General features: G+C 44.2%; 22 protein-coding genes. 16 read left to right on the top strand and 6 right to left on the bottom strand.

Features of this window, described 5'->3' with window-relative positions; all coding sequences use genetic code 11:
* Window positions 1-8 precede the first annotated feature (8 nt).
* Together AM279_RS12985 and mce are read left to right on the top strand one after the other, a co-directional pair.
* Complete coding sequence (locus tag AM279_RS12985) at window positions 9-3,032, top strand: ELWxxDGT repeat protein (protein WP_054408458.1); 3,024 nt, start codon at window positions 9-11, stop codon at window positions 3,030-3,032.
* A 1-nt stretch (window position 3,033) separates the two neighbouring features.
* On the top strand, window positions 3,034-3,432 hold the full coding sequence (gene mce, locus AM279_RS12980; RefSeq protein ID WP_054408457.1) for a methylmalonyl-CoA epimerase: 399 nt from the start codon (window positions 3,034-3,036) through the stop codon (window positions 3,430-3,432).
* An 86-nt stretch (window positions 3,433-3,518) separates the two neighbouring features.
* Here the strand turns inward: mce and AM279_RS12975 are convergent, their stop codons facing one another.
* Together AM279_RS12975 and AM279_RS12970 are read right to left on the bottom strand one after the other, a co-directional pair.
* Window positions 3,519-4,481 (bottom strand): succinylglutamate desuccinylase/aspartoacylase family protein, encoded by a 963-nt coding sequence (locus AM279_RS12975; RefSeq protein WP_082344228.1) that lies wholly within the window; start codon window positions 4,479-4,481, stop codon window positions 3,519-3,521.
* Window positions 4,482-4,484: 3 nt separating this feature from the next.
* The gene (locus tag AM279_RS12970) at window positions 4,485-5,909 is read right to left on the bottom strand and encodes an ATP-binding cassette domain-containing protein (RefSeq protein ID WP_054408456.1); all 1,425 of its coding nucleotides are present in this window, start codon (window positions 5,907-5,909) and stop codon (window positions 4,485-4,487) included.
* 378 nt (window positions 5,910-6,287) lie between these two features.
* On the opposite strand from AM279_RS12970, the gene uvrC reads away from it, so the two are divergent.
* Together uvrC and AM279_RS12960 are read left to right on the top strand one after the other, a co-directional pair.
* Entirely contained in the window at window positions 6,288-8,081 is a 1,794-nt protein-coding gene (gene uvrC / locus AM279_RS12965; protein ID WP_054408455.1) for an excinuclease ABC subunit UvrC, read from the top strand.
* Window positions 8,082-10,280 (top strand): patatin-like phospholipase family protein, encoded by a 2,199-nt coding sequence (locus AM279_RS12960; RefSeq protein WP_054408454.1) that lies wholly within the window; start codon window positions 8,082-8,084, stop codon window positions 10,278-10,280.
* Here AM279_RS12960 and AM279_RS12955 read toward each other — a convergent pair.
* The 3 genes from AM279_RS12955 to ileS all read right to left on the bottom strand — a co-directional run bounded on the left by AM279_RS12955 (window position 10,277) and on the right by ileS (window position 14,948).
* Window positions 10,277-10,729: a response regulator gene (locus AM279_RS12955; protein ID WP_054408453.1), complete on the bottom strand. Its 453-nt coding sequence runs from the start codon at window positions 10,727-10,729 to the stop codon at window positions 10,277-10,279. The two genes, AM279_RS12960 and AM279_RS12955, sit on opposite strands and share 4 nt — an antisense overlap.
* 259 nt (window positions 10,730-10,988) lie before the next feature.
* Complete coding sequence (locus tag AM279_RS12950) at window positions 10,989-11,372, bottom strand: TraR/DksA family transcriptional regulator (protein WP_054408452.1); 384 nt, start codon at window positions 11,370-11,372, stop codon at window positions 10,989-10,991.
* Between the two features lie 9 nt (window positions 11,373-11,381).
* Window positions 11,382-14,948 carry an isoleucine--tRNA ligase gene (ileS, locus tag AM279_RS12945; RefSeq protein ID WP_054408451.1) on the bottom strand — a complete coding sequence of 1,189 codons (3,567 nt, stop codon included), beginning with the start codon at window positions 14,946-14,948 and terminating at the stop codon, window positions 11,382-11,384.
* Window positions 14,949-15,156: 208 nt separating this feature from the next.
* Between ileS and AM279_RS12940 the strand changes: the two genes are divergently transcribed.
* From AM279_RS12940 to AM279_RS12895, 10 genes are all read left to right on the top strand, one after another.
* Window positions 15,157-15,609 carry a response regulator gene (locus tag AM279_RS12940; RefSeq protein WP_236688519.1) on the top strand — a complete coding sequence of 151 codons (453 nt, stop codon included), beginning with the start codon at window positions 15,157-15,159 and terminating at the stop codon, window positions 15,607-15,609.
* Window positions 15,610-15,664: 55 nt separating this feature from the next.
* Window positions 15,665-16,858, top strand: a complete 1,194-nt coding sequence (locus AM279_RS12935; protein ID WP_074961704.1) for a sensor histidine kinase — start codon at window positions 15,665-15,667, stop codon at window positions 16,856-16,858.
* A gap of 56 nt (window positions 16,859-16,914) precedes the next feature.
* Window positions 16,915-17,379 carry a hypothetical protein gene (locus AM279_RS12930; protein WP_054408448.1) on the top strand — a complete coding sequence of 155 codons (465 nt, stop codon included), beginning with the start codon at window positions 16,915-16,917 and terminating at the stop codon, window positions 17,377-17,379.
* 1 nt (window position 17,380) lies between these two features.
* The gene (locus AM279_RS12925; protein ID WP_054408447.1) at window positions 17,381-18,226 is read left to right on the top strand and encodes a sterol desaturase family protein; all 846 of its coding nucleotides are present in this window, start codon (window positions 17,381-17,383) and stop codon (window positions 18,224-18,226) included.
* Between the two features lie 42 nt (window positions 18,227-18,268).
* Complete coding sequence (locus tag AM279_RS12920; protein WP_054408446.1) at window positions 18,269-19,129, top strand: hypothetical protein; 861 nt, start codon at window positions 18,269-18,271, stop codon at window positions 19,127-19,129.
* Window positions 19,130-19,181: 52 nt separating this feature from the next.
* Window positions 19,182-20,096 carry an alpha/beta hydrolase gene (locus AM279_RS12915; protein ID WP_054408445.1) on the top strand — a complete coding sequence of 305 codons (915 nt, stop codon included), beginning with the start codon at window positions 19,182-19,184 and terminating at the stop codon, window positions 20,094-20,096.
* An 11-nt stretch (window positions 20,097-20,107) separates the two neighbouring features.
* The gene (locus AM279_RS12910; RefSeq protein WP_054408444.1) at window positions 20,108-20,314 is read left to right on the top strand and encodes a hypothetical protein; all 207 of its coding nucleotides are present in this window, start codon (window positions 20,108-20,110) and stop codon (window positions 20,312-20,314) included.
* 118 nt (window positions 20,315-20,432) lie between these two features.
* On the top strand, window positions 20,433-20,837 hold the full coding sequence (locus tag AM279_RS12905; RefSeq protein ID WP_054408443.1) for a hypothetical protein: 405 nt from the start codon (window positions 20,433-20,435) through the stop codon (window positions 20,835-20,837).
* Window positions 20,838-21,010: 173 nt separating this feature from the next.
* A complete protein-coding gene (locus tag AM279_RS12900) occupies window positions 21,011-22,453 on the top strand; it encodes an amino acid permease (protein WP_054408442.1) in 1,443 nt (480 codons plus the stop codon).
* 77 nt (window positions 22,454-22,530) lie between these two features.
* Window positions 22,531-23,094 (top strand): 5-formyltetrahydrofolate cyclo-ligase, encoded by a 564-nt coding sequence (locus AM279_RS12895; protein WP_054408441.1) that lies wholly within the window; start codon window positions 22,531-22,533, stop codon window positions 23,092-23,094.
* A 134-nt stretch (window positions 23,095-23,228) separates the two neighbouring features.
* On the opposite strand, the gene AM279_RS12890 is transcribed toward AM279_RS12895, so the two are convergent.
* Window positions 23,229-23,804: a lipoprotein signal peptidase gene (locus AM279_RS12890; RefSeq protein WP_054408440.1), complete on the bottom strand. Its 576-nt coding sequence runs from the start codon at window positions 23,802-23,804 to the stop codon at window positions 23,229-23,231.
* A 278-nt stretch (window positions 23,805-24,082) separates the two neighbouring features.
* Between AM279_RS12890 and AM279_RS12885 the strand changes: the two genes are divergently transcribed.
* Entirely contained in the window at window positions 24,083-24,571 is a 489-nt protein-coding gene (locus tag AM279_RS12885) for a GbsR/MarR family transcriptional regulator (RefSeq protein WP_054408439.1), read from the top strand.
* A 43-nt stretch (window positions 24,572-24,614) separates the two neighbouring features.
* Window positions 24,615-25,790, top strand: coding sequence for an efflux RND transporter periplasmic adaptor subunit (locus AM279_RS12880; RefSeq protein WP_074961706.1), 1,176 nt, complete (start codon window positions 24,615-24,617; stop codon window positions 25,788-25,790).

Here is a 25,790-nt window from a genome sequence, read left to right as displayed (position 1 = left end):
CTCTTACAATGAAAAAAATACTACTCCTTGTTCTTGGCTTTACAGGCTTTTTTGCCAATGCACAAACGGTTAACGCCGATTTAATTGAACTGAATTTTGCAGAGGATGGATATCCTATGGATGTTACGCTTGCTCCAAATGGTAAAATTTATTTTTCTGCGCACATTGGTTCTGGCGCAGACAGGTCTTTGTATGTTTATGATGAACAAACGGGTATCCTGCAAAACCTTCCATCTGCTGTAGAAGGTATGAATACGTACATAGAAGACGGCAATTTTAAGATGGTAGGGAATACCTTGTTTTTTACGCATTCTGGAGGTTCATATCAATATATATTGTTTAAAAGCGATGGAACTCCTGAAGGAACTCAGCCCGTAAAAATTATATCTTCAAATGGAGGCGGAAATACTTCAATGGACAATTTTACAGCATATAACGGTAGTTTGTTTTTTACCGCTAAAAACGAAGCTAATGGTGTAGAGTTATGGACTTCGGACGGAACTGAAGCAGGAACACATATTGTTAAAGATATTAATCCTGGTGTGCCGGACAGTTATCCAAGTTCTCTTTTTGTATTTAATGGTTTGTTGTATTTCAATGCTGTTACTGTAGAAAATGGATATGAGCTTTGGAAAACAGATGGTACAGAAGAAGGGACTACAATGGTAAAAGATATGCACCCTGGCCCTACAGGAGGCGCAGGCGGTGCCTCTGTTGTTTTTAACAATCACTTTTATTTTAGTGCTAATGATGGTGTAAATGGCTACCAACTATGGGAGAGCGATGGCACAAGTCAGGGAACGCAAATGTTTACGACCATAGCGCAAGAGGGAATCAATGGCGGAATTAGCAATATAACTTTGTTAGATAATTATTTTGTATTTCAATGTAATATTGGGGGTAGCTACCATCTTTGGAGGAGTGATGGTACTGTTGCTGGTACTTATTTATTAAAGGCTGTAAATCCTTTGGAAGACGGTTTTACTTCATTTGACCAATTTGCTATTCTTAATAACCAGGTTTACTTTGTAGGGGATGGCTTTTTGGATAAAACCAAGTTGTGGAAAACCGATGGTACCGTTGCAGGTACACAGCAGGTTGTTAATATGGAAGATATTTCCGGCGGAAATATTTATAAACTGACTTCAAGTGGGGGGTATCTTATTTTTTCGTCGCCCTTGCAGGGGCAAAATAATAGTAATCCCTGGGTAAGTAATGGTACATCAACCGGCACACAATTGCTTAATAACCTTAACCTTAATGTAAATACAGGAGGCGAAATGAAATTTACTCCGGTAGGAAACAATATTGTTTATTTTCAGGTAGATTCTGATTTAAATGGTGTTGAACTATGGAAAACCGATGGCACAGCCGCTAACACGCAAATACTTGTAGATGTTTCGCACAGGTACTCAGGATTAGTAGGCGATGGTGTTGAACAATCAGCTCAAATTCTTAATGATAAATTGGTTTTTATGGGTAATGATGGGGTTAATGGCCAGGAACCTTTTGTAACAGATGGAACTTATGAGGGCACCTACATGCTTAATAATATATATGACTTAGATGGGGGTGGATCGATTGGCTTTACAAATGAATCTAATACAGGTATTTTTACAAAAGCCGGTGATAAATTGTTCTTTAATGCGAGGAATAATGAGCATGGAGGTGAAATATATGTAACAGACGGAACTGCCGGGGGTACTGTGCTTGTAAAAGACATTAGGCCGGGTGCAGCAGATGCCGTTACAGGTTACACTTACTTTATGGAGTATAATGGTGTTTTTTATTTTAAGGCAAATGACGGTGTGCATGGCAATGAACTTTGGCGTTCAGATGGTACAGAAGTGGGTACATATCTTTTAAAAGACATTTATCCGGGGTTGCAATCAGGTATTACGGCGGTTAATAGTTATACATATATTAGTAAAAATTGTGCTGTATTTAATGGCTTCCTTTATTTTGTAGCTGATGATGATACCGGTACTGCTGTTTGGCGTACAGACGGAACTGAAGGAGGAACTGTAAAAGTAATTACGCTTCTTTCAGATCAAGGTGTAAATAATGGTGTAACAATTATTGGTGCTACGGATGATAAATTATATCTCTTGTCACAATACGTGTATACTTCTTATGACAGTAATACACTTTGGAGTAGTGATGGGACACAAGATGGAACGATGATAGTCGATTCTTATCTTATTACAGGGTCTACGCAATTTAAAAAGACATGTATTCTAAATAATGAATTATACTATAATGTCTGGACAAATCAGGGATGTTGCATTTATAAAACAGATGGTAGTGTAGAGGGCACAGTCTTGGTAAAATCTGATTTGATTGCAGATAATAAAACTATCAGTTTTATGAAACCATGCGGAGACAGGGTTTATTTTGGTGTTACAAGTGGCTTATTTTCAAGTGAACATTCGCGAGAGTTGTGGAGTACTGACGGTACTGAGAGTGGTACAGTACAATTAGGGGCTTTTAATGAAAATAATTATGATTCATTCACAGGGTTTTCGTGCTACAATGGTGATTTCCTGTACACAAGGTATAATTCCAAGTTTATATATGTAACTAATGGAGATACTTCTTCAACACAATCTATAGAGGTTCTTGTAAATGGGATGCCCCCATTTGGGCAATATGAAGGTATAAATTCAATCTTAGGAGTTATTGGAGGTAAGGTGTATATGGATGGTAGCTATCAGAATACAGGCCGTGAATTGTATGTAGCTAATATGGCCGGGTTTTTAGATTCGGAAGTGTTTAACCCTATAGTACCAAACACAGTAAGTAACTTCATACTTTACCCTAATCCGTCAAACGTCGAAGTTAAGGTTCAGACAGCTGACAGCTCAATATTAAGAAATGTGAGTGTTTACGATTTTACTGGCAAAAAAATATTTGAAACAGAAGCTAATAATTCAGCCACAACCATAGATATTAACTTATGGTCAAATGGTATTTACATTGTAAAAGCTAAGAGCGATAATGGAACATTTTCACAAAAGTTCATAAAGAATTAATATGAACAAAATAGAACACATAGGCATTGCCGTAAAGAGCTTTGAAACCTCAATACCCCTGTTTGAAGCGCTGCTCAACACACCCTGCTATAAAACCGAAGAAGTAGAAAGCGAAGGGGTAAAAACGGCTTTCTTTCAAAATGGGCCCAATAAGATTGAGCTTCTCGAAGCTACAAACCCCGATAGCCCTATTGCCAAATTTTTGGAAAAGAAAGGCGAGGGCATACACCACATAGCCTTTGATGTAACGGATATTGTTGCCGAAATTGCCCGCCTTAAAGCGGAAGGCTTTACGGTTTTAAACGAAACCCCTAAAAAAGGCGCTGATAATAAGCTTGTTGCCTTTTTGCATCCAAAGGGTACTAACGGCGTGCTGGTGGAGCTCACTCAAGAAGTTTAGGGTTTGTGGTTTATAGTTTGTGGTTGCCACTCAAGCTTTATAGCATTAGCAACAACCACAAACTATAAACCATAAACTACAAACATTTAAACCACCCTTTGCGATATATGAAAAATCGCATCGCCCTGGTATACAATAGCGGCATCATTACTGTTAATAATGTAGCCGCTGTATGGGGCGTGCACTTTTTTGTCAAACTTGCCAAAAGGGTCGGTTATATGAGCCAGTACTTCGCCTTTTTGTACATACTTTCCGGCTGCGGTCTTATTTTGGAACAGCCCGCTGTTGCGTGCCCTTATCCACGTAGAAGAGGTAATGCGTACGGGAGGTTTCTCGGCCTCATGGGCGGTTTTTTTAGGGTTTAGCATATCCAGGTGGGCTAATATGCGCTTAGCGCCCTGTACACCTTCGCGGGTTATATCCTCATTAATATCAAGCGATTTACCGCCTTCAAAAAGCAGTATTTTTACACCCAGTTTGCCGCACGCACTGCGGAAAGAACCGCTTATGTTTTTGCTGTACAGCGTAAACGGCGCATTAAATACATCGCTAAGGTGCTCCAGTTCTGCATTGCCGGGTGCTATGCGAATTTGCGGCGCGTTAAAGCGGCTGGCACCACCGGCATGAAAATCAACACAGTAGTCTACATGCGGTATAATTTCCTTAAGGATGTGCCATGCAAAGCGGCTGGCAAGCGACCCGTTTTTACTGCCCGGGAACACACGGTTAAGGTCGCGCCCATCCGGAAATTCACGGCTCTTGTTCACAAACCCGAAAATATTCACCACTGGTATGCATATAATGGTGCCCCGCTTGGGTTTGTTTATTTTGCGCGTAATTATCTGGCGCACAACCTCAATGCCGTTAATTTCATCGCCGTGCAGGCCTGCGCTGAATAAAACCACCGGCCCTTCAAGCCTTGAGCGTTCCACAATTATAGGGATTTTCAGCTTGGTCATGGTGTGCAGGCGGGCAATTTCCATGTTTATGGTTTTGCTTTGGCCGGGTAAAACTGTTTCGCCAATAATAGTAATGTCTTTGTGTGCCATGGGCTAAATGTCTTGTACCACCCTGCCTTTTTCAAGCATTAGGGTGTGGTTTATGCAGCCGGGCAGCTCTTCTGTGTAATGGCTTACATATATGAATGCCAGCGGACTGTGGGTGCAAATATGGTCAATTATTCCCTTAAAGAAAAGTTTTTGGATGGCATCCATGCCAAAACACGGCTCATCCAGTATCAGCAGGGGTGGGTTTTTAACCAGTGCACGCGCCAGCAGGCACAGCTGCTTTACATTGGCATCGGCACGGCTGAAAATCTTGCCCGTATGAGCCTCAATACCCAGGTACTCCATCCATAAATTTATTGTTAACATGTTGTTTGGTAGTGGTTTACGAAACAATCCCATCGTGTCGTGAAACCCACTTTCTATAATCTGGAGGCAGGTTTGGTCTGTTGGGAAGAACTTAGCAAGGTCGCCCGACACAAAACCAATCTTTTTCTTTATGTCCCAGATCGATTCACCTGAGCCTTTCTTTCGGTCAAACAGCTCAATATCATTGGCATACGCCTGCGGGTTGTCGGCATTTATAAGGCTCAGCAGGGTGCTTTTGCCTGCCCCGTTATGCCCTAAAAGCGCCCATCGTTCGCCGGGTTTAACCGTCCAGTCTATGTTGTGCAGTATCTGTTTTTCGCCATAGCTGATGTTAACGCCCCGCATCTTGATGAGGTGCTCAAATTCGGGAATTGGCTGTAATAAATGCCCTAATTTTTCACAATTGGAGTTTGAAATTGCATTTTCTTTGGCTGTCGCCGAAAATTCGTCCGGGGTAAACGTGCCCGTTATATTTTCTCCTTCCACTACTGCCACGTTTGTAATACATTTCGGTATTTCGGTTGCATTAATGGCCAGCACCACCTGTATGCCACTTGCTGTTATTTTTTCCAGCAGGGTGTTGTAGGCTTCGCGGCTTTGCACGTCAAGTCCGGCCAGCGGATTGTCCAATAGTAAAAGCGACGGGTTTTTAAGCAGTGCTTCGGCCAGGAGCAGGCGGCGGGTTTCGCCGTTAGACAGTTTTATAATGCTTTCGTTAGCCAGGTAGCCCAGGTTGAGCAGCGGCAGTACGTTTTCAGTAGTCCAATACCCGTCAGTTTGCGCCTGTTGGCTGAGGTGCTCTGTTACCGTTAGTGCATCGTCGGCATCAGCCGAGTTAAACCGCTGCTGGTAGTAAAAATCGCCACCCATGTTGCTGCGGTTCTTAAACTGCGTGGTACCGGTAACCAGTATGGGGTTTTCGGCTTTTTGGGTAGTGCCGTTCAGTAGCTGTTTTTTTCCGGCAATGGCTTCAATCAAAATGCTGCCGTTGCCCGTTATGGCCCATTGCTGGCCTTTTTGTATGCTAAAGCTGATGTTCTTTAAAACCGCCACGCCGTTATCGCGTATGGTAACATCAGTAAAACTAAAAATGGTGTTGTTCATTATGGTGTAAAAGTGCCTTTGCCATAAAAATAAGGAATTGTGTTTAGAAAAGCCACTAATTACACTAATCAACACTAATCAATTCATATAATTAGTGAAATTCGGGGCAAAAACCTTTGTGGAACTTTGTGTCTCCTTTGTGTTCCTTCGAAATAGCTGGAATAGCCAAGCTTTTACCATAAAATAGAGAATTGTTTGTTTAGAAAAGCCACTAATTAGACTAATCGACACTAATCAATTCGTATAATTAGTGAAATTCGTGGCAAAAACCTTTGCGAAACTTTGCGCCTTCTTCGTGGTTCTTTGCGAAATAGCCCAAACAGTCAAACCATAGTTAATCCCACCTCCATGTATCAAATTGTTTGCTAACTTTGTTCTATGCAAACGCCGCTGGAACTACAAATACAAACCCTGCCCGACAGCCCGGGCGTATACCAATATTTTGATAAGGAAGACAAACTGCTGTATGTAGGCAAGGCCAAAAACCTAAAAAAGAGGGTAATGTCTTATTTTAATAAGGTGCACGAGGTAGGCCGCACCCGTGTAATGGTGCGTAAAATTGTAACCATTAAACACATTGTGGTGCTTACCGAAAGCGAGGCATTGCTGCTGGAAAACAACCTGATAAAAAAGCTTCAGCCGCGCTACAACGTAATGCTGAAGGACGACAAGACCTACCCGTGGATTTGCATTAAAAACGAGCCTTTTTCGCGCGTGTTCAGTACCCGTAATGTGGTGAAGGACGGCAGCGAATATTTTGGCCCGTACACCAGTTTCCGCACGGTGCACACACTGCTCGACCTTATAAAAGAGCTATACCCGCTGCGCACCTGCAATTATGATTTGAGTCCGCATAACGTGCAGAGCGGTAAGTACAAGGTGTGCCTTGAATACCACTTGGGCAACTGTAAAGGCCCGTGCGAAGGCCATGAACCGCTTGATGTATATCAGCACCATGTTAACGCCATACGCGAAATTTTAAAGGGCAACTTTAAGGAAAGCCTGCGCGACTTTAAAACCCACATGATGGAGCTTGCCGCAGATATGCGCTTTGAAGAAGCCCAGCAAATAAAGCTAAAAATAGATACGCTTGAGGGCTACCAGGCGCGCAGCACGGTGTTTAACCCCCGCATTAATAACCTGGACTGCTTTAGCATTATAAGCGATGAAAGCATGGCCTATGTAAACTTTATACAGGTATCGCACGGGGCCATCATCCGCAGCCATACTATGGAGATTAAGAAAAAGCTGGACGAGCCCGATGAAGAGCTGCTGGAAATTGCCGTGGTAGAGTTGCGTGAGCGTTTTAACCTGCTAAGCCGAGAGGTTTTAGTGCCTTATGAAATTAACCTGGGCGAAAACGTAAAGGTTACCGTACCCAAGCTGGGCGATAAAAAAATGATACTCGACATGAGCGAGCGCAACGCGCGTTTCTTCCGTATGGACCAGCTTAAGCAGATAAAAATTGTAGACCCTGACAGGCATACCAACCGCATTATGGCCCAAATGAAGGCCGACCTGCGCCTGCCCGAAGAACCCCGCCATATAGAATGTTTTGATAACAGTAACATTCAGGGCACTAATCCCGTTAGTGCGTGCGTTGTATTTAAAGATGGTAAGCCCAGCAAAAAAGATTACCGCCATTTCAACATAAAAACCGTTGAGGGGCCTAACGACTTTGCCAGTATGGAAGAAGTGGTGTACCGCCGCTACAAACGCCTGCTTGATGAAAACGAACCGTTGCCGCAGCTTATAATTATAGATGGTGGCAAGGGGCAGCTGTCTTCGGCATTAAAAAGCCTGGACGACCTTGGGCTTCGCGGAAAAATAACTATCTTAGGCATTGCCAAGCGCCTGGAGGAAATTTTCTATCCCGGCGACTCGGTGCCCCTGTACCTTGATAAAAAAAGCGAAACGCTTAAAATAATCCAGCACCTGCGCAACGAGGCGCACCGTTTTGGTATTACCCACCATCGCGATAAGCGCAGCAAAAGCGCCCTTAAAGGCAGCGTAGAGGCCATACCGGGCATTGGCGAAAAAACCATGGTGGCGCTGATTAAGGAATTTAAGTCGGTTAAACGTTTAAAAGAAGCCCCCGAGGCTGATATTGCCAAGGTGGTAGGGCCGGCCAAAGCCAAAAAAATTACAGAATATTACCAAGCCAACAAATAAATGAAAAAATTACCCCTCCTGATATTTTGCCTTTTCCTCACGGGTATGCTTATGGCACAGGAGACAAAAAAGCCTAAAATAGGCGTAGTGCTAAGCGGTGGTGGCGCTAAGGGGTTAGCCCATATAGGCGTACTCAAGGTGCTTGAGGAAGCCGGTGTACAAATAGACTACATAGGCGGTACCAGTATGGGCGCCATAGTGGGCGGGCTGTATGCCAGTGGTTATAGCGCCAATGAGCTCGACTCTATTTTCCGGTCGCTGGATGCCGATGCCCTGCTGCGCGACTTTACCCCCCGCGACTCCAAAAACTTCTTTGAAAAACGTAACGACGAGATGTATGCGCTACAGCTCCCGTTCAAAAACTTTAAGATAAGCATACCTACAGCCTTTAGTAAAGGCCTGTACAACTATACCATGGTTAACCGGCTTACTGAGCCGGTGCGCCACATTCGCGATTTTAATAAGCTGCCCATACCGTTTGTGTGTATTGCTACCGATATTGAAACCGGGCAGGAGGTAGTGCTGCGCAGTGGTGTATTGCCCGATGCCATACTGGCCAGCGGGGCGTTTCCATCATTATATGCTCCGGTTGAAATTGAAGGCCACCTGCTTATAGATGGCGGGGTTAGCAACAATTACCCCATTGAAGAGGTGCGCAAAATGGGTGCCGATATTATTATAGGCATAGACGTGCAGGACCCGCTTAAAACCCGCGACCAGATTAAGGGCGCTACCGGCATACTGGTGCAGATTAATAACTACCAGATGATCCAGAAAATGGAGGCCAAGCGCAAAGCTACCGATATTTATATTAAGCCCGATATATCTGGGTTTACGGTGGTGTCGTTTGACGATGGCGAGGCTATTATTGCAAAAGGCGAAGAAGCAGGCCACAAAGCCATAGATAAGCTGCTGCCCCTGGGTACCGGCCACAGGATTGAACGCAAGCCCATTGTTGTGCCGGACTCGCTTCATGTAGATGAGATACGCATAAACGGTATTAAAAACTACACACGGTCTTATGTTATTGGTAAGCTTAATTTTAAGCCCGGCACCAAGGTGTCTTACCAGGATTTTAATAAAGGCATTACCAGCCTTAACGCCACCCAAAACTTTGATGCCATAAACTATTGTTTTGATAAGGGCGAAAACGGCGAAATACTAACCCTTACCCTTAAGGAAAACCCTATTAACCGTTACCTTAAGTTTGGCCTGCATTATGATGGGCTTTACAAAAGCGCGGTGCTGGTTAACTTTACGCAAAAAAAGCTGTTCCTGCGAAATGACGTGGCCTCGCTTGACGTGATGCTGGGCGATAATTTCCGTTATAACCTGGATTACTATATAGATAACGGTTTCCACATCAGTTATGGCTTTAAAAGCTATTTCTATGCGTTTAACCGTAACGTTTCAGCAGATTATACCGTGGGCGAACTGGGCGAAATACTGGGTGTGCAGTCCGTCAACGTAGATTATTCTGATTTTACCAACCAGCTGTACATACAAACCATTTTTGCACAGCGTTTCCTTTTAGGCGGCGGTGCGGAATACAAGCACCTTAAAATAGAAAGCCAGACTATTCCGGGCATAGACCCTAAGTTTGACGACAGTGATTATGTATCAGCCTACGGATACCTTAAGTTTGATTCTTACGATGATAAGTTTTTCCCATCTGAAGGGTATTACTTTTCCGGAGAGGCCAAGGCATTTTTGTTTTCAAGCGATTACACCAATGAGTTTGAAAACTTTACCCAGATAAGCGGTGCTATAGGTACGGCACAAACGCTGTACAAGGGGCTAACCGTTAAGCTGGAAAGCGAAACCGGCTTTATGCTGGGCGAAAACACTGTGCCTACTTTCGATTTTATACTGGGCGGGTACGGCTACCACCCCATAAACGGCCTGCGCCATTTTTATGGGTATGATTTTGTAAGCCTTTCGGGTAACAGCTACATAAAGGGCACCATAACCCTTGACTATGAGTTTGCACGCAAAAACCACGTTAACTTTACGGCTAACTATGCTAATGTGGGTACCGACCTGTATGAAGAGGGCAAACTGTTTTCAATACCGCAATACAGCGGCTATGCCGTGGGTTATGGCATGGAAACCATTATAGGCCCGCTGGAGCTAAAGCACAGCTGGAACCCCGAAAACGGCAAGCATTACACCTGGTTTAGTGTGGGTTTCTGGTTTTAGGCCGAAAGCACAAAATTTTGCCTTGTGGGTGCAATTTTACCGCTCCAGTCTATATTCAGTACCTGTCGTATAACATCTTTAAGCTTATCAAAGGTTGCGGGTTTGCTAACATAGTGGTTGGCGCCCAGGCCAAACAGGTGGTCTATGTCATCTTCCATACTACTGGTGGTAAATATTACTACCGGAAAGCCGTTCATGTTCTTGCAGGCCCTTATTTCGGCCATACAGTCATAACCGCTTTTGCCGGGCATGTTCAGGTCCAGAAAAATAACATCGGGCATGGGTTGCGGCGGAATGTTAAGTAAGTCCATAAGTTTCATGCCGTTGTCGGCCTGGGTTAGTATGGCTTCGCTATATACCTCTGCCAGCGCTTCTGCAAAAATATCACGGTCTTCAGCATCGTCATCTGCCAGAAAAATGTGTTTGGAAAAAAATGTGTTGAGTGCCATGATAGTAAAATTTACGGCCCGCAAAAAAATTAGATGTTGAGATCCTAAAAATTAGCAGGTACCGCATCGCGATGCGAAGGGTGTAAATTTTTAAAATGACAAAATTTATCTTTCTGAGAATCAGATTATTTGTCAAAGGTAGGTTTATTATTTTTATAAAACCTGCTTTTTGGCACAATAAAGTTATGTTTTACCACAAATAGTAGTAAAACGGCATAAAAAAGCACCGCCCCACATGGGGGCGGTTATAAAAATGCTGTTATCGCTGCATGTTTTTAGCCTCAATGCTCATGGTTGCGTGCGGCACCAGCTTTAGGCGCTCTTTGTTTATAAGCTTGCCGGTTACCTTGCAAATACCGTATGTTTTGTTCTCTATACGGATAAGCGCATTTTTAAGGTCGCGGATAAACTTTTCCTGGCGAATGGCAAGCTGCGAGTTTGCCTCTTTGCTCATGGTTTCGCTACCTTCTTCAAAAGCTTTAAATGTAGGCGATGTATCATCGGTACCGTTATTGAGGTCGTTCATGTATGCAGAACGGATTAGCTCTAAATCGGCTTTTGCTTTTTCAATTTTCTTGGTAATTAATTCCTTAAACTCGGCAAGGTCCGCATCCGAGTATCGTATTTGCTGCTCATCTACCATTGGTCCAATCTATTTTGAAATTAATATTAGGGTTGTTATTTCATCAAACTCAATTTCCGTACCATTTTCTACTACCGGCCTGAAAACCAGTGTGTCGGTAAGGGTTTCACTCTTTATATATTCTTCATTCGCGTTAACGGCATCCTGAAGTGTTTTATTGTCCTGCAGCGTTACCGTAATCCTGTCGGTCACTTCAAAACCGCTGTCTTTGCGTATGTTTTGTATCCTGTTTACCAGTTCGCGGGCTATGCCTTCGTTCTTCAGTTCCTCGGTAATGGTAATGTCAAGCGCTACGGTTAGCCCGCCTGCATTGGCCACCAGCCATCCCGGTATATCCTGGCTTGTTATTTCAACATCATCGGGCGTTAGGGTTACTGCATTGCCGTTAACTTCCAGCTCAAGGCTGCCTTTGCCTTCAATTTCGGCTATCTGCTCCTGGCCAAAACCTTTTATGGCATTTGCAACAGTGCCCATATCTTTACCAAAACGCGGCCCAAGGGCTTTAAAGTTTGGTTTTATCTGTTTTACCAGTACGCCGCTTGCATCATCCAGCAGTTCAACGGTTTTAACGTTTACTTCGGCTTTAATCAGTTCGGCTACCGCTTCAATCTCCTGTTTTTGTTTTGCATCAAGAACAGGTATCATTACGCGCTGTAAAGGTTGCCTTACTTTTATGCTTTCTTTTTTTCTTAAAGATAACACTAATGATGACACGGCCTGCGCCTTCTGCATACGGCTTTCTAACGACTTATCAACAAAATGCGGTGCATATTGAGGAAAATCGGCCAAATGTACACTCTCAAGCCCTTCTAAGTGTGAAGATTGTGTTAAATCTTTGTATAGCCTGTCCATAAAGAACGGCGCTATTGGTGCACTAAGCTTGGCTACCGTTACAAGGCAGGTGTATAATGTCTGGTAAGCGGCAATCTTATCCTGGGCATATTCACCTTTCCAGAAACGGCGGCGGCACAGGCGCACATACCAGTTGCTCAGGTTTTCCTGAACAAAGTCGCTTATAGCCCTGGCAGCGCGTGTAGGCTCATAATCGGCATAGAAGCTGTCTACGTCTTTTATAAGGGTGTTTAGCTCGCTCAATATCCAGCGGTCTATCTCCGGCCTTTCCTCCAGCGGAACCTCCGGCTCGGCAAACGTAAAGTTGTCTATATTGGCATACAGCGCAAAAAACGAATACGTATTATATAGTGTACCAAAGAATTTCCTCCTTACCTCGGCCACACCCTCAATATCAAACTTAAGGTTGTCCCACGGGTTGGCATTGCTAATCATGTACCAGCGTGTAGCATCGGGGCCGTACTCGGCAAGGGTAGTAAAAGGGTCTACCGCATTGCCTAAACGTTTAGACATCTTTTGGCCGTTCTTGTCTAATACAAGTCCATTACTTACTACGTTTTTGTATGTTATCCTGTCGAATACTAAGGTTCCGATGGCGTGTAGTGTGTAGAACCAGCCGCGCGTTTGGTCTACCCCTTCTGCAATGAAGTCAGCAACCGGTGGAATTCCCCCTTCGGGGGTTAGGGGGCTGTTTTCAAAAGGGTAGTGCCATTGTGCATACGGCATGGCGCCGCTGTCAAACCAAACGTCTATAAGGTCGCTTTCGCGCTTCATAGGCTTGCCACTTGCCGATACCAGTGTTATGGCATCTACCACGTTTTTATGCAGGTCTATCAGGTTATAATTGGCTTCGCTCATGTTGCCCGGCTCAAACCCTTTGAATGGATTCTCGCTCATAAAGCCTGCGGCAATGGCTTTTTCTATGCCGTTGTAAAGCTCTTCGGCTGAACCAATAAGTACTTCCTCTGTTTTATCCTCAGTCCTCCATATTGGCAGCGGTATGCCCCAGTAGCGCGAACGGCTCAGGTTCCAATCGTTAGCGTTTTTAAGCCAGTTGCCAAAACGGCCTTCGCCGGTAGCCTTAGGCTTCCAGTTAATGGTGTCGTTAAGTTCAAACATGCGCTCCTTAACATCGGTCATGCGAATGAACCAGCTGTCAAGCGGGTAATATAGTAACGGCTCATCTGTCCTCCACGAGTGGGGGTAGCTGTGCACGTATTTTTCAACCTTAAAGGCTTTGTTGTTCTCTTTTAAGTATATCGATATCTCAACATCGGCGCTACGCTCAGGGGCGGTGCCGGCATCATAATATTCGTTCTTAACATACTTACCAGCCAGTTCCAGCGGCTTTCCGTTAGGATTTTCAAGACTGTCTACGTGGCTTGTAAATTTACCCTGAAGGTCTACCAGCGGCACAAGGTTGCCGTTAGCATCCTGAACCAGCATAGGTGGTACTTCAGGCTTGGCCTCTTTGGCCACCTTGGCATCGTCTGCACCAAAAGTAGGGGCAGTGTGCACTATACCGGTACCGTCTTCGGTAGTAACAAAGTCGCCCGCTATAACGCGGAAGGCATCCTGCGGGTTTTGGTACGGCAGTACAAACGGCAGCAGCTGCTCATAACGTATGCCTACTAAGTCTTTGCCTTTGGCTTCTGCCAAAACGCAATAAAGAATTTTACTTCTGATTTTTCCAAGATATTCAATCCTAAGTTTGAATATTTCTTCATACTCCTTATTTGGAGGAGATTTTAAAGCATTAGTATATTCATCTATTTCAGCATTTATGCCATCTTGTACTTCTTGCTGACTACTTGAAAATTCTAATATTTTTCTTAGTGAAGTATCGCCTGTGACGTCTTCAAACTTTCCGCCAAACTGCTTGCCCACAAGGTTTTTAGCCAATACCACATTTATAGGCTCAAATGTATATTGGTTGAATGTTTTTACCAATACATAGTCAATGTTTGGCCCAACGGTTAGTGCGGTGTTGCTTGGCAATGTCCACGGGGTGGTGGTCCATGCCATAATGTCGATAGCGCCAAACCCTTTAAGGAAATCCGGCAGGGTATCAGGTATTGTTTTGAACTGCGCAACAATAGTGGTATCGGTAACATCTCTGTACGCACCCGGCTGGTTTACCTCGTGTGATGAAAGCCCCGTTCCGGCTTTTGGCGAATACGGCTGTATGGTGTAGCCTTTGTACAGCAGGCCTTTATCATAAATCTGCTTCAGCAGCCACCAAACCGATTCCATATACTTGGGCTTGTAGGTAACATATGGGTCTTCCATATCTACCCAGTAACCCATCTTTTCGGTAAGGTCGTTCCATACGTCGGTATAACGCATCACGGTGCGCTTACAGGCTTCGTTGTATTCTTCTACGGTAATTTTTGTACCTATGTCTTCTTTGGTAATGCCCAGCTCTTTTTCAGTGCCCAGCTCTACCGGCAGGCCGTGGGTGTCCCAACCCGCCTTACGCTTTACCTGAAAGCCCTTTTGGGTTTGGTAACGGCAAAAAATATCTTTAATGGCGCGCGCCATAACGTGGTGTATCCCCGGAAGGCCATTTGCGCTTGGCGGGCCTTCAAAAAATACATATTGTGGTTTTCCTTCGCGTGTGGTTACGCTCTTGTCAAAAATGTTCTCTTTTTTCCAGAAATCAAGTACCTCAGTTGCCACATTTGCAAGGTCAAGGCCCTTGTATTCAGTAAATTTCTTACTCATTATAGTCAGGTTCAAAAAATCAATTTGCGAATGTAATGAATTTTTTTAAGAGCGGGTGGAAATTAATGCTAACTTACATTTTGGCCGTCAAGCGCAAACGTTATTAGTCAGAATTTGTTATAGGATTTTACAAAATAGTTATAATTTAAATACAAAATCCACTAATTGAGTGGGTTTTTGTTTTTTTAAGATGTTAAAATGTATACATTTGTCCGCGTACATAAAAAACTACCACATTTACCCCATGGCGAAGTACCCCACTTTACTGTTGATTGATGATGATGAAGATGACCGAGACATTTTTGCCATTGCCCTAAAAACGGCAGAACCCGATGCGAAGCTTATAACATCGGCCAACGGGCCTGATGCCCTTGAAAAGCTTGCCGAAGGAGCCCAGCCCGATTTTATTTTTATCGACCTTAATATGCCCTATATGCAGGGTGGCAAATGCCTTGAGGAAATTAAGAAAATAGACCGCCTTAAAGATATACCGGCTATTATTTATACAACATCTTCAAGCAAGCAGGACGCTGAAGATACATTAAAGGCCGGAGCTTCTTATTTTTTAGTAAAACCCACCAGCCTTTCTGCCCTTAGCGATATTTTAAGCGATATAATGACCGGCAAGGCTATTGAGTATTTTATTGAGGTTACTGCATAATTTATAAAAAAGCATTAACTTAGTGAGCCCCCGTATTTAAATTTTGAATACCACTATGGATAATCCTCTGTCTAGTCCTCCTAATTATAGGACGTTATCTGAACAGTTGCAAAACCACGTTCAGGAAAGCGAACTCAACCTGCGCGAAAGCGAAGAACGCTACCACAAGATGATTGAGGAAGTGCAGGATTATGCCATACTGCTGCTTGATATAGACGGCAACATTCAAAACTGGAACCGGGGTGCCCAGAAAATTAAGGGCTATACCGAAAAAGAAATTGTAGGCCGCAACTTCCGTGTTTTTTACCTGGATAGCGACCGGGAAGACCAATTGCCCGAACGCCTTATAAACGAAGCCTACACCACAGGCCGTGCCACTCATGAGGGCTGGCGCCTGCGTAGCGACGGTACCACGTTTTGGGGGTCGGTGGTTATAACCGGCCTGCACGATGCCGATAATAATATTATTGGCTTTAGTAAAGTAACGCGCGACCTTACCGAGCGCAAGCTTGCCGAAGACCAGATTCAGGAGTATGCCCGCAGCATTGAGCTGCGCAACAAGCAGCTTGAAGAATATGCCTACATAGCCAGCCACGACCTGCAGGAACCCCTGCGCAAAATACAGGTATTTGCCGAAATGCTGCACAATAATCTCGACGATAAGGAGGCCGCCCTGCGCCACCTCGACCGGATATCGGCATCGGCAAAACGCATGTCGCAGCTTATAAAAGACGTACTTAAATACAGCCAGGTATCGGTAACCGAAGAACTTTTTGAAGACGTGTGCCTCAACCAGGTATTTGAAGGTATTAAAGAAGATTTTGACCTCCTGATACTGGAAAAAGGCGTTACCATAAAAACCAAAGGGCTGGGCACAGTAAAAGGTATACCCATACAAATACACCAGCTGTTTAACAACCTTATGGGCAATGCCATTAAGTTTTGCAGCCAAACCCCGCTTATAAAAGTTAGTGCACAGCCACTATCGGCATTTATGGCGGCGCAGTACCCGGAGCTTAGGCAGGAACACAACTACACCATTATAACCTTTAAAGACAACGGACAGGGTTTTGACCCCCAGTATGCCGATCAGGTTTTTAAAATGTTTAAACGCCTTACCAATAATGCCGGTACGGGTATAGGCCTGGCGCTGTGCAAAAAAATAGTAGAGCATCATGGCGGCCACATTAGTGTGGTAAGCCAGCCGGGCGTGGGTACTACCTTTACCATTATACTTCCTGTTGATTAGCAGTGGGATAGAATATTTTTCATACATTTCCGTTTGATATAACAAACCTTACCAGTATGAAAAATCACCTCCTTAAAAAAGTTATGGCACTTAGCCTGTTTGTTTCGGGTATAAGTGTTTTTGTGTTATACCAGTCCGGTTACTTTACGGGCAATGCCAATGGCACATACCAGGGCAGCCATAACGGCGGCGCGGTTACTGATGAATCTCCGGAAAGCTTTTTTAGAAAAAAAGCCGATTCTATTGCAGAAATAGACAGGATTATTATGTCATCTTCTAAAGTTGCTATACCCGCAAGCCCACAAATGCGCAGGCACATGGATTCATTGCTTAAGGCTAAGAATATTGAAATTGAAAACCCTTCTTTTTTCCCTTCATCAAAAGTTATGATACCATCGGCAAAGTTTTCTAAGCTTGCCGGGACCGGGCCTGTGATTGAAGTGCGGGAAATTGTTGATGGTGTACTTGCCGATAGTGTTAGGGCAACAACCAGGCCTGTGCGTAAAAGTAAAAAACAGTAGTATGGATTTTCTTAATATGCTTCCGTTTACCGGTGTTTGTTTTGTGTTCCTGTCGCTGGTGTTTATCCCTATGGAAAAGGTATTTCCTGCAAAGCCCGGGCAAAAAATATTCCGCCGCCAGTGGGGGCTCGATATGTGTTACTTCCTGGGCCAATATCTGCTGTGGAACGGCCTTGTGCTTGCCGCCATAGGCTACTTTGCAGGCCGTATAGAGGGCATTATGCCCGTAGCGGTAAGAAGCGCCATACAAAGCCAGCCGTTCTGGCTGCAGTGTGTTGAGGTAATTGTGTTTAGCGACCTGCTTATTTATTGGGGGCACAGGCTGCAGCACAGGGTAGATTTTTTGTGGCGGTTTCATAAAGTGCACCACAGCGCCCCGCACCTTGACTGGCTTGCCGCCCACCGCGAGCATCCGCTGGACTCCGTTTATACCATAACGCTTATAAACCTGCCTGCATTTATTATGGGTTTTGACCTAAATGTGCTGGGGATACTGGTGGCCTTCAGGGGCATCTGGGCCATATACATACACAGCAATGTACGGCTTAATATTGGCGTTCTTAAATACATAATCGGTTCGCCCGAAATGCACCACTGGCACCACGACCTGGAGCGCGACCGCGGCAATTATGCCAATATAAGCCCACTTATGGATGTTATTTTCGGCACGCATTACAGCCCGGGTTATGAGCCGGAAGCCACCGGTATTAAAGAAAAATTCCCTGAGCATTATATAGGGCAGCTGGTGCATCCGCTACTGCCAAAGCGATTGCTTAAAAAGCTGCCGAAGAATATTTTAAAGAAAAGCCATCAAATACCTTCGTCTTCACATGAAATAGCGTCTTAAGATGGATGCAATTTACTAAGTTTGTGCAAACAATTCTCAATAATGAAAAAACTCCTCCTGTTCACTCTCCTGCTGGCTCAGGCGGCATTTTGCCAAAAAGACGGTAACGGCAACCCTGTTTTTAATTCGGTTATAACCAACGAAGAAGTGGTAAACGGCCTTACCATAGTTTCTAATTACTACACAATGGGCAATAACCTTGAAAACAAAGGTTCATCGGTGTATATTGCCGATACGCCTACTGTGGTACAGGTGGCTAAAGCCGCTGTAGAGCTTCCGGCAGAATCATATGTAGTTGCTAAAAACCAGCAGGCACTTGGCCTTATAATGGTAAGGCTGTACCCAAAAAGGCAGTTGTTTTTAGTATATCCGGCAACGGGTAAAACCCGTGAGTTTGATTTAAAGGCAAAGGGCGATATATCTCAGCTGCGCGCCGAAGAGCTGGTGGCTAACGGTTATGACCCTAAAGCGGCCATAGCTAACGGCCAGCTTACCTTTAACGGTAAAAAGTATAGCATTATACCTAATGAAGAAATACGTAAAGAGGTTTTTGCTATAATCGAGGCAGAAAAAGTTGCGGGTGCACAGCTGTCGGGCATGATGATTATGACCCAGGCCGAAACAAAGGCGTATGTTATCAAACAAACTGCTGAAGGGGGCGATTTTGACTTTTTTATACCCATAAAAGGCAAAGAAATGGATGGATTGCAGATTAAGCCGGGAGTGTTTACTACAAACCTTGCTGTGGCGCTGTATCAATGGGGTAGTGCCTGTTATGATATAGGTGTAAACAAGATGGAAGATGCCCTTGCTATTTATGCCGAAATAAAAGGGCGCGCGCTCAACCAAAGGGAAAAAGACTACATCAAAATGGGGTTTAATAAAGAGCTTGAGAAAGAATAAGGAATAGTATTGATGGGAATTTGCTAAGTTTGTAAGAACCAAATTCTCAATAATGAAAAAAATACTCCTGTTTTTTGCAGCTCTTGCCGGTTTTGCCACAAGCGCCCAGGATTTTAAAACCCTTACCTATTTTGTAAACGACTCTACCAAACTGGAGCTCGACCTGTTTGTGCCCAAAGAAAAATCGAAAGAAAAACTACCGCTGCTTATACACGTGCACGGCGGGGGGTTTAGCGGCGGCCAGCGCAAAGACGGCCACCATATATGCGGCTATGCATCACAACACGGCTATGTGGCAGCTACCATAACCTACACGCTGTACATGAAAGATAAAAACTTTAGCTGCGGCGGCCAGGTGCCCGAAAAGGTTAAGGCATTCCAGATTGCGGCCAACCAGCTGTGGCAGGCCACCCTTTATCTTATAAAAGAAGCAGGGAAGTATAACATTGATACCAATAAAATATTTATATCAGGCAGCAGCGCCGGTGCCGAAACCGTGCTGCACGCCGCCTATTGGGACAGGAACCTTATGGCGCTGTACCCCCAAAAGCTTCCGGCTGATTTTAAGTATGCCGGTGTAATATCGGGCTCGGGAGCTGTAATGGACCTGAACCTTATTACCAAACAAAACCTGCTGCCCATGCTGTTTTTCCACGGCAGTGTAGATCCTGTTGTACCTTATGATAATGCCGCACACCATTACTGCCCCACAAATGCAAGCGGGTGGCTTATGTTTTTTGGCGGGTATTCTATCTTCAAGCACGTAGCCGAATTACAGGGCACAGCACGCATGGTTACCTACTGCGGCGGCGGGCACGAGTATAGCGATGAGATGTTTGCCAAAGACCAGGCCGGTGTGGTAAGCTTTATGGACCGTGTGCTTAAAAAAGAACATTTTTATGAGCACACTGTAGTAACCACGGGCAAAAAAGGCGACAAAGATGATAAATACGGATTTTGCGATTAAAACCTTACCATATGAAAAAGATATTAACTCCTGCGTTTATCCTGTTTTGGATTAGCGCACTTATAACCTTGTTTTTTTTTGAGAAGGCCTTTTCACCTTCTACCAGCAATTTCGAGGCTATAGCGGTATCCGTTTACCTGGGGCTGGCAAATGCAGTAGTGGTGTATTTCTTTATAAAACAGCTTATGAAAGAATTGGAGCAGGGCAAAAAAGAATAAGAATTATCTTCCAATGTTAAGTTTTTGGGGTTACCGCAATCCTTAACATTGAAATGTAAATTTTTTGTTTGCGATACGTTAAGTTTGCGTAAATTAATTGTAAAATTAAACAAGCAAGATGAATAGGGAAGATTTAAGGCTGGTTGAATTTACCGTAGTAGAAAAAACCAAGGCAAAAAAAGGCAAGAAAACCACAAAGAAAGAAGTTAAGAAATACGGTTACTTTCACCTGTGGGGCACTAACGTAAATGGCAAAGGCAACGAAAAGTTCTTTGGCCTTATAGAAGAGGCCGTTAGCGGTAGCCTTCTTGAAATAACCTATAAAGACATTCGCTTTTTAAGCGAGGCTGAGGTTGAGGAATATCATGAGGCCGCTGAGGTTGTAGCCGAAGAGAATGCCGAAACCGTTGCAATAGTGGAAGAAATTATTGCAGAAGCTGAAGAAGCAACTGAAACCCCTGCACAGGAGGCCCCCGCTGAAGAAGCGAAGCCTAAAACCACCCGCAGCAGGAAGAAATCATAATTTTTGTTTATCGAGTATTTTTATACCAAACCCACTTTATACCCGTAAAGTGGGTTTGGTGTTTAAAATCAGTACAATAAAAATGCAGTAACAGATATTAATTTGTTAAAATTATTGTAATAAATAGGAAAAGGCTATATTTGGGACTTCTAAACTATAACTAACAACTATATATGTCAATCTGGAAGAAGAAATCATTATCTCTCTTATTATCTGAAGCCGATGAGTCTGAAAAGGGCCTTAAGCGCACGCTGTCGTCAGGAGCCCTTGTAGCACTGGGCATTGGCGCTATTATAGGTGCAGGCTTGTTTTCATTAACCGGTATTGCCGCGGCCGAACACGCAGGCCCTGCCGTTACCATCTCTTTTATTATGGCGGCTGTGGGTTGTGCCTTTGCAGGCCTTTGTTATGCCGAGTTTGCCAGTATGATACCCGTTGCAGGTAGTGCTTATACCTATAGCTATGCCACAATGGGCGAATTTATGGCCTGGATAATAGGGTGGGACCTTGTGCTGGAGTATGCCCTTGGTGCCGCAACAGTAGGGGTTAGCTGGTCGAGGTATTTGCTCGAACTTTTATCTAAATACAACATACACATACCGCTTGAATTAAGCTGTTCGCCATGGGAAACACTTACGGTTAATGGTGTTACTGTTGAAGGCGGTATTATAAACCTGCCTGCCATTTTTATTGTATCGCTGCTATCGCTGCTGCTTATAAGGGGCACAAAAGAATCGGCTACCATGAACAATATTCTTGTTGTGGTAAAAGTGGCTGTGGTATTACTGTTTATTATCCTTGGCTGGAGCTTTATAGACGAAGCCAACTATACCCCATACATTCCTGAAAATACTGGCGTTAAAGGCGAATTTGGCTGGAGTGGTATTGCCACCGGCGCCGCCACGGTATTCTTTGCCTTTATTGGTTTTGATGCCGTTTCTACTGCTGCTCAGGAGGCTAAAAACCCACAAAAAGGTATGCCTATTGGTATACTGGGTTCGCTTGTGGTGTGTACTATCCTTTATGTATTGTTTGCCCACGTAATGACAGGCCTTGTGCCTTACCATATGTTTGCAGGCGATGCCAAACCGGCAGCTACGGCGTTTGCTGTTACCGGTTATGATTTTCTTCAAACGGGGCTTATTATAGCCATCCTTGCAGGGTATACATCAGTAATCCTTGTAATGCTTATGGGCCAGAGCCGTGTGTTTTACTCAATGAGTAACGACGGGCTACTGCCTAAATTCTTTAGTGATATTCACCCTAAATTCCGCACCCCGTGGAAAACCAACCTGTTCTTTATGGTATTTGTATGCCTTTTTGCGGGTTTTGTGCCGGTAAGCGATTTGGGCCACATGGTAAGTATTGGCACCCTACTGGCATTTTGCCTTGTGTGTGTGGGTGTGCTTATTATGCGTAAAAAAATGCCAGATGCACCACGTTCATTCCGCACCCCGCTTGTGCCGTTTGTGCCTGTTGCCGGTATTGTAGTATGCCTGTACCTTATGTATGCCCTTCCGGCAGAAAGCTGGTTAAGGCTTTTCATCTGGATGGCGCTGGGTGTTATTATTTATTTTGCCTACGGTAAAAAGAACAGTAACGTGCCCAATAACTAATAAAGCTTAAAACAACAAACACATATTTGCTGAAATCCCGCTGGCCACAAGCCTGCGGGATTTTTTTATATTTGTACATGACCAAGAAAGAACTGCGTACCCATTACAAAGCCCTCCGCCAGGTGCTTACCCTTAACGAAATAGAACAAAAAAGCCTGGCCATTGCCAACCGCCTGCTGGGGCTTGATATTTGGAACAAAACGTATTACCACCTTTTTTTGAGTATGGAAAACCAAAAAGAGGTACATACTGACGTGGTGCTTAATATACTGGCCGGTAAGGATAAGGAAGTAGTGGTGTCGCGCAGTGATTTTGAAACCTGCACCATGGTGCACTACCTCCTTACCGATAACACAAAACTGGCACTGAGCACCTATGGCATACCCGAACCGGTAGATGGCCTCGAGGTGCCTTCTGCCAAAATGGATGTGGTGTTTGTGCCGCTACTGGCGTTTGATATCAAAGGCCACCGCGTGGGCTACGGGAAGGGTTTTTATGACCGTTTCCTGAACGAATGCAGGCCGGATGTAATCAGGGTGGGCTTAAGTTTTTTTGAAGCCGCTGAGGGCGAAATTCCGCATAATGATACGGATATAGCCCTTGATTTTTGCGTTACGCCTGAAAGGGTATATGCGTTTTAAGATACTTTTGTCATTGCGACCGGAGCGCAGCGGAGTGGAGCAATCTCACAGTAAAGTGTGATAGAATTATGTGAGACAGATTCAATCTGTCTCTACTGAAAACTGCCACCTGCTATCTGAATACTGACCACTGATTACTCAGCCTTCGGGAATGCCTTTTTATTAAACACAATAAGTATGCCCACACCCACAGATATTGCGGCATCGGCAAGGTTAAAGATGGCATTAAAGAAAAGTGTATTGCCATCGCTGCCTTTAACTATAGGGAAATACAGCATATCTACCACCTTACCTTCAAACAATTTGCCGTAGTGGTTTGCAGTGCTGAATTCTGCAACCTGGCCCATACTGTGTTCGAATATTACACCATAAAAAACAGAGTCGATAATATTACCAAAAGCACCTGCAAGTATCAGCGCGATTGACGTGATAAGGTAAGGCGACTGCTTTTTCTTAACCGAATCCCACAGCCACCAGCCAATAAGGCCCACTGCACCAATCCTGAAAAGGGTAAGGGTTATTTTGCCGCCCAGCCATGCCGGTATCTTGGTGCCCCATGCCATACCCTCGTTTTCAATAAACTGTATCCTGAACCACGAAAAAACCTCTGTGAACCCATCGTGCATGAAGTGTGTTTTTACGTAGATTTTACTAATCTGGTCAGCCAGTAGTACAAGGATAACAATAAGGTAGGCTTTTTTTAGCGACATCTTTATTTTTTTACCGGGCAAAAATAAATCAAATTATCAAATTAACAGCGCTTTAATGGTGTTAATACAATGTTTTAATTTATCTCATTGCTTCATTTTGAAAAATTATTTTAGCTTTTTTTAAACTTTTCTGTTTTTCTACAGTCTTGTATATGTGTGGGTTGTGTTGAGGGCGTAACGCAGCTTGGTTGTAGTTAACAAAAGTTTAACGGTTCGGTTGCAACCGAACTAACCGAACTAATGTATATCTTTGCGCCAAATTTCTTTATAATGGTAAAATGGCAGATTTAAAAAAGGAGCGGGAAGAACTTATAGAGCTGTTTGGAATTCACTTTGAAAACATAGGCCACCTGCCACCCCTTGGGTCGCGCATTTTGGCAACACTTATACTGGACGCCTGCACAAAAGAATACAGTTTTGACGACCTGGTAGAGCAAATGGGGGCAAGTAAAAGCTCCATATCAACCAACCTTAATTTATTGGTTAAGCTGGGTAAAATTACCTACTATACCCTGCCGGGCGACAGGAAGAAATATTACCGGCCATCGGCCTTTAGCGAGCGTTTTGACAATTACCTGAAAATGATTGCCTTTGAAAAAGATATAATGGACAGGATGCTGGATTACCGCCAGCAAACCGTTAGCTGCCAGGCAGGAAACTTTGAGCTTGAAAAGTCAATTGTGTACCGTGAGCACGTGCTTGAAATGGAAGCCCTGCTTAACAAAACCATTGAAAAGTTTAAGAAAATAGAAAAAGAAGGAAAATAGAGTTCATCATCAATTAATCAAAAAGACAAATTAAATACACCCAATGAAAAACCGTTTGTTATTTAGCGCTCTTGCAGCGTTTACACTTTTGACTTCCTGCGGTAAAAAAGAGCAGCAGGCCCCGCCACAACAGGGCCCCGCGCCTTATCCGGTGCAAACCGTAACCCGTCAGGATGCTACTGTTTTTGAAGAATATACTGCTAACCTTGAAGGCCGCCAGAATGTGGAGATACGCCCGAAGGTTAACGGCTTTGTACAAAAAATATTTGTAGATGAAGGGCAGGAGGTTCGCAAAGGCCAGGTGCTTTTCCAGCTTGAAACCCAAACCCTAAACCAGGATGCCGCAGCTGCAAAAGCCGCAGTTAACGCCGCACAGGTAGAGGTAGATCGCCTTAAGCCGCTTGTAGACCGCAAAATTATAAGCAACGTGCAGCTTGAAACCGCCAAGGCTAACCTGGCACAGGCTAAGGCCGCTTATGGCAGTGTGGCGGCTAACATTAACTATGCTACCGTTACATCTCCGGTAGATGGTGTTATAGGCGCGCTTCCGTTTAAGGAAGGTGCACTGGTAAGCTCTACAATGGCAGACCCGCTTACTACCGTGAGCGATACCCGCGTTATACGCGCTTACTTTTCTATGAACGAAAAGCAAATGCTTGACTTTACCCGCACCTTTGAAGGCAAAACCCTTGAGGCCAAGCTAAAAAACACACCAGCGGTAAGCCTGCTGCTTGTAGATGGCAGCGAGTTTGACCAGAAAGGCAGGCTTGATGCCGTTCAGGGATTGGTAAACGCTTCTACAGGTACTACACAGTTCCGTGCAGAGTTTAATAACCCGCAGGCCGTGCTAAGAAGCGGCAGCAATGGTATAGTGCGCATTCCGGTAGTACACAAAAATGTACTTGTAGTGCCACAAAATGCCGTGTTTGATATGCAGGGCAAGCAAATGGCATATGTTGTAGGCAAAGACAACACGGTTAAGAGTAAGATTGTTACCATTGCCACAACATCGGGCACTAACTATATTATTACCGAGGGCCTTGAAGAAGGCGAAACCATAGTGGTAGAAGGCACCAGCAAGCTTAAAGACGGCGTTGCCATTGTGCCGGAACCGGTTAAGGAGGAGGCTCCTGCGGCAGATTCGGCTGCAGCTAAAGATACTGTAGCCACTACAGTTACTAAAACAACCACTACAACCACAACCACAACAAAGAAATAA

Origin of the sequence: Flavobacterium akiainvivens, from assembly GCF_001278115.1 — a bacterium.
GTDB lineage: Bacteria > Bacteroidota > Bacteroidia > Flavobacteriales > Flavobacteriaceae > Flavobacterium > Flavobacterium akiainvivens.
This window is presented reverse-complemented; position numbering and strand designations above follow the sequence as displayed.

Excerpts from the sequence above, each read along its gene's own strand:
- AM279_RS12985 (WP_054408458.1), top strand. The coding sequence starts at position 9 with ATGAAAAAAATACTACTCCTTGTTCTTGGCTTTACAGGCTTTTTTGCC.
- mce (WP_054408457.1), top strand. The coding sequence starts at position 3,034 with ATGAACAAAATAGAACACATAGGCATTGCCGTAAAGAGCTTTGAAACC.
- AM279_RS12975 (WP_082344228.1), bottom strand. The coding sequence starts at position 4,481 with ATGGCACACAAAGACATTACTATTATTGGCGAAACAGTTTTACCCGGC.
- AM279_RS12970 (WP_054408456.1), bottom strand. The coding sequence starts at position 5,909 with ATGAACAACACCATTTTTAGTTTTACTGATGTTACCATACGCGATAAC.
- uvrC (WP_054408455.1), top strand. The coding sequence starts at position 6,288 with ATGCAAACGCCGCTGGAACTACAAATACAAACCCTGCCCGACAGCCCG.
- AM279_RS12960 (WP_054408454.1), top strand. The coding sequence starts at position 8,082 with ATGAAAAAATTACCCCTCCTGATATTTTGCCTTTTCCTCACGGGTATG.
- AM279_RS12955 (WP_054408453.1), bottom strand. The coding sequence starts at position 10,729 with ATGGCACTCAACACATTTTTTTCCAAACACATTTTTCTGGCAGATGAC.
- AM279_RS12950 (WP_054408452.1), bottom strand. The coding sequence starts at position 11,372 with ATGGTAGATGAGCAGCAAATACGATACTCGGATGCGGACCTTGCCGAG.
- ileS (WP_054408451.1), bottom strand. The coding sequence starts at position 14,948 with ATGAGTAAGAAATTTACTGAATACAAGGGCCTTGACCTTGCAAATGTG.
- AM279_RS12935 (WP_074961704.1), top strand. The coding sequence starts at position 15,665 with ATGGATAATCCTCTGTCTAGTCCTCCTAATTATAGGACGTTATCTGAA.
- AM279_RS12930 (WP_054408448.1), top strand. The coding sequence starts at position 16,915 with ATGAAAAATCACCTCCTTAAAAAAGTTATGGCACTTAGCCTGTTTGTT.
- AM279_RS12925 (WP_054408447.1), top strand. The coding sequence starts at position 17,381 with ATGGATTTTCTTAATATGCTTCCGTTTACCGGTGTTTGTTTTGTGTTC.
- AM279_RS12920 (WP_054408446.1), top strand. The coding sequence starts at position 18,269 with ATGAAAAAACTCCTCCTGTTCACTCTCCTGCTGGCTCAGGCGGCATTT.
- AM279_RS12915 (WP_054408445.1), top strand. The coding sequence starts at position 19,182 with ATGAAAAAAATACTCCTGTTTTTTGCAGCTCTTGCCGGTTTTGCCACA.
- AM279_RS12910 (WP_054408444.1), top strand. The coding sequence starts at position 20,108 with ATGAAAAAGATATTAACTCCTGCGTTTATCCTGTTTTGGATTAGCGCA.
- AM279_RS12905 (WP_054408443.1), top strand. The coding sequence starts at position 20,433 with ATGAATAGGGAAGATTTAAGGCTGGTTGAATTTACCGTAGTAGAAAAA.
- AM279_RS12900 (WP_054408442.1), top strand. The coding sequence starts at position 21,011 with ATGTCAATCTGGAAGAAGAAATCATTATCTCTCTTATTATCTGAAGCC.
- AM279_RS12895 (WP_054408441.1), top strand. The coding sequence starts at position 22,531 with ATGACCAAGAAAGAACTGCGTACCCATTACAAAGCCCTCCGCCAGGTG.
- AM279_RS12890 (WP_054408440.1), bottom strand. The coding sequence starts at position 23,804 with ATGTCGCTAAAAAAAGCCTACCTTATTGTTATCCTTGTACTACTGGCT.
- AM279_RS12885 (WP_054408439.1), top strand. The coding sequence starts at position 24,083 with ATGGCAGATTTAAAAAAGGAGCGGGAAGAACTTATAGAGCTGTTTGGA.
- AM279_RS12880 (WP_074961706.1), top strand. The coding sequence starts at position 24,615 with ATGAAAAACCGTTTGTTATTTAGCGCTCTTGCAGCGTTTACACTTTTG.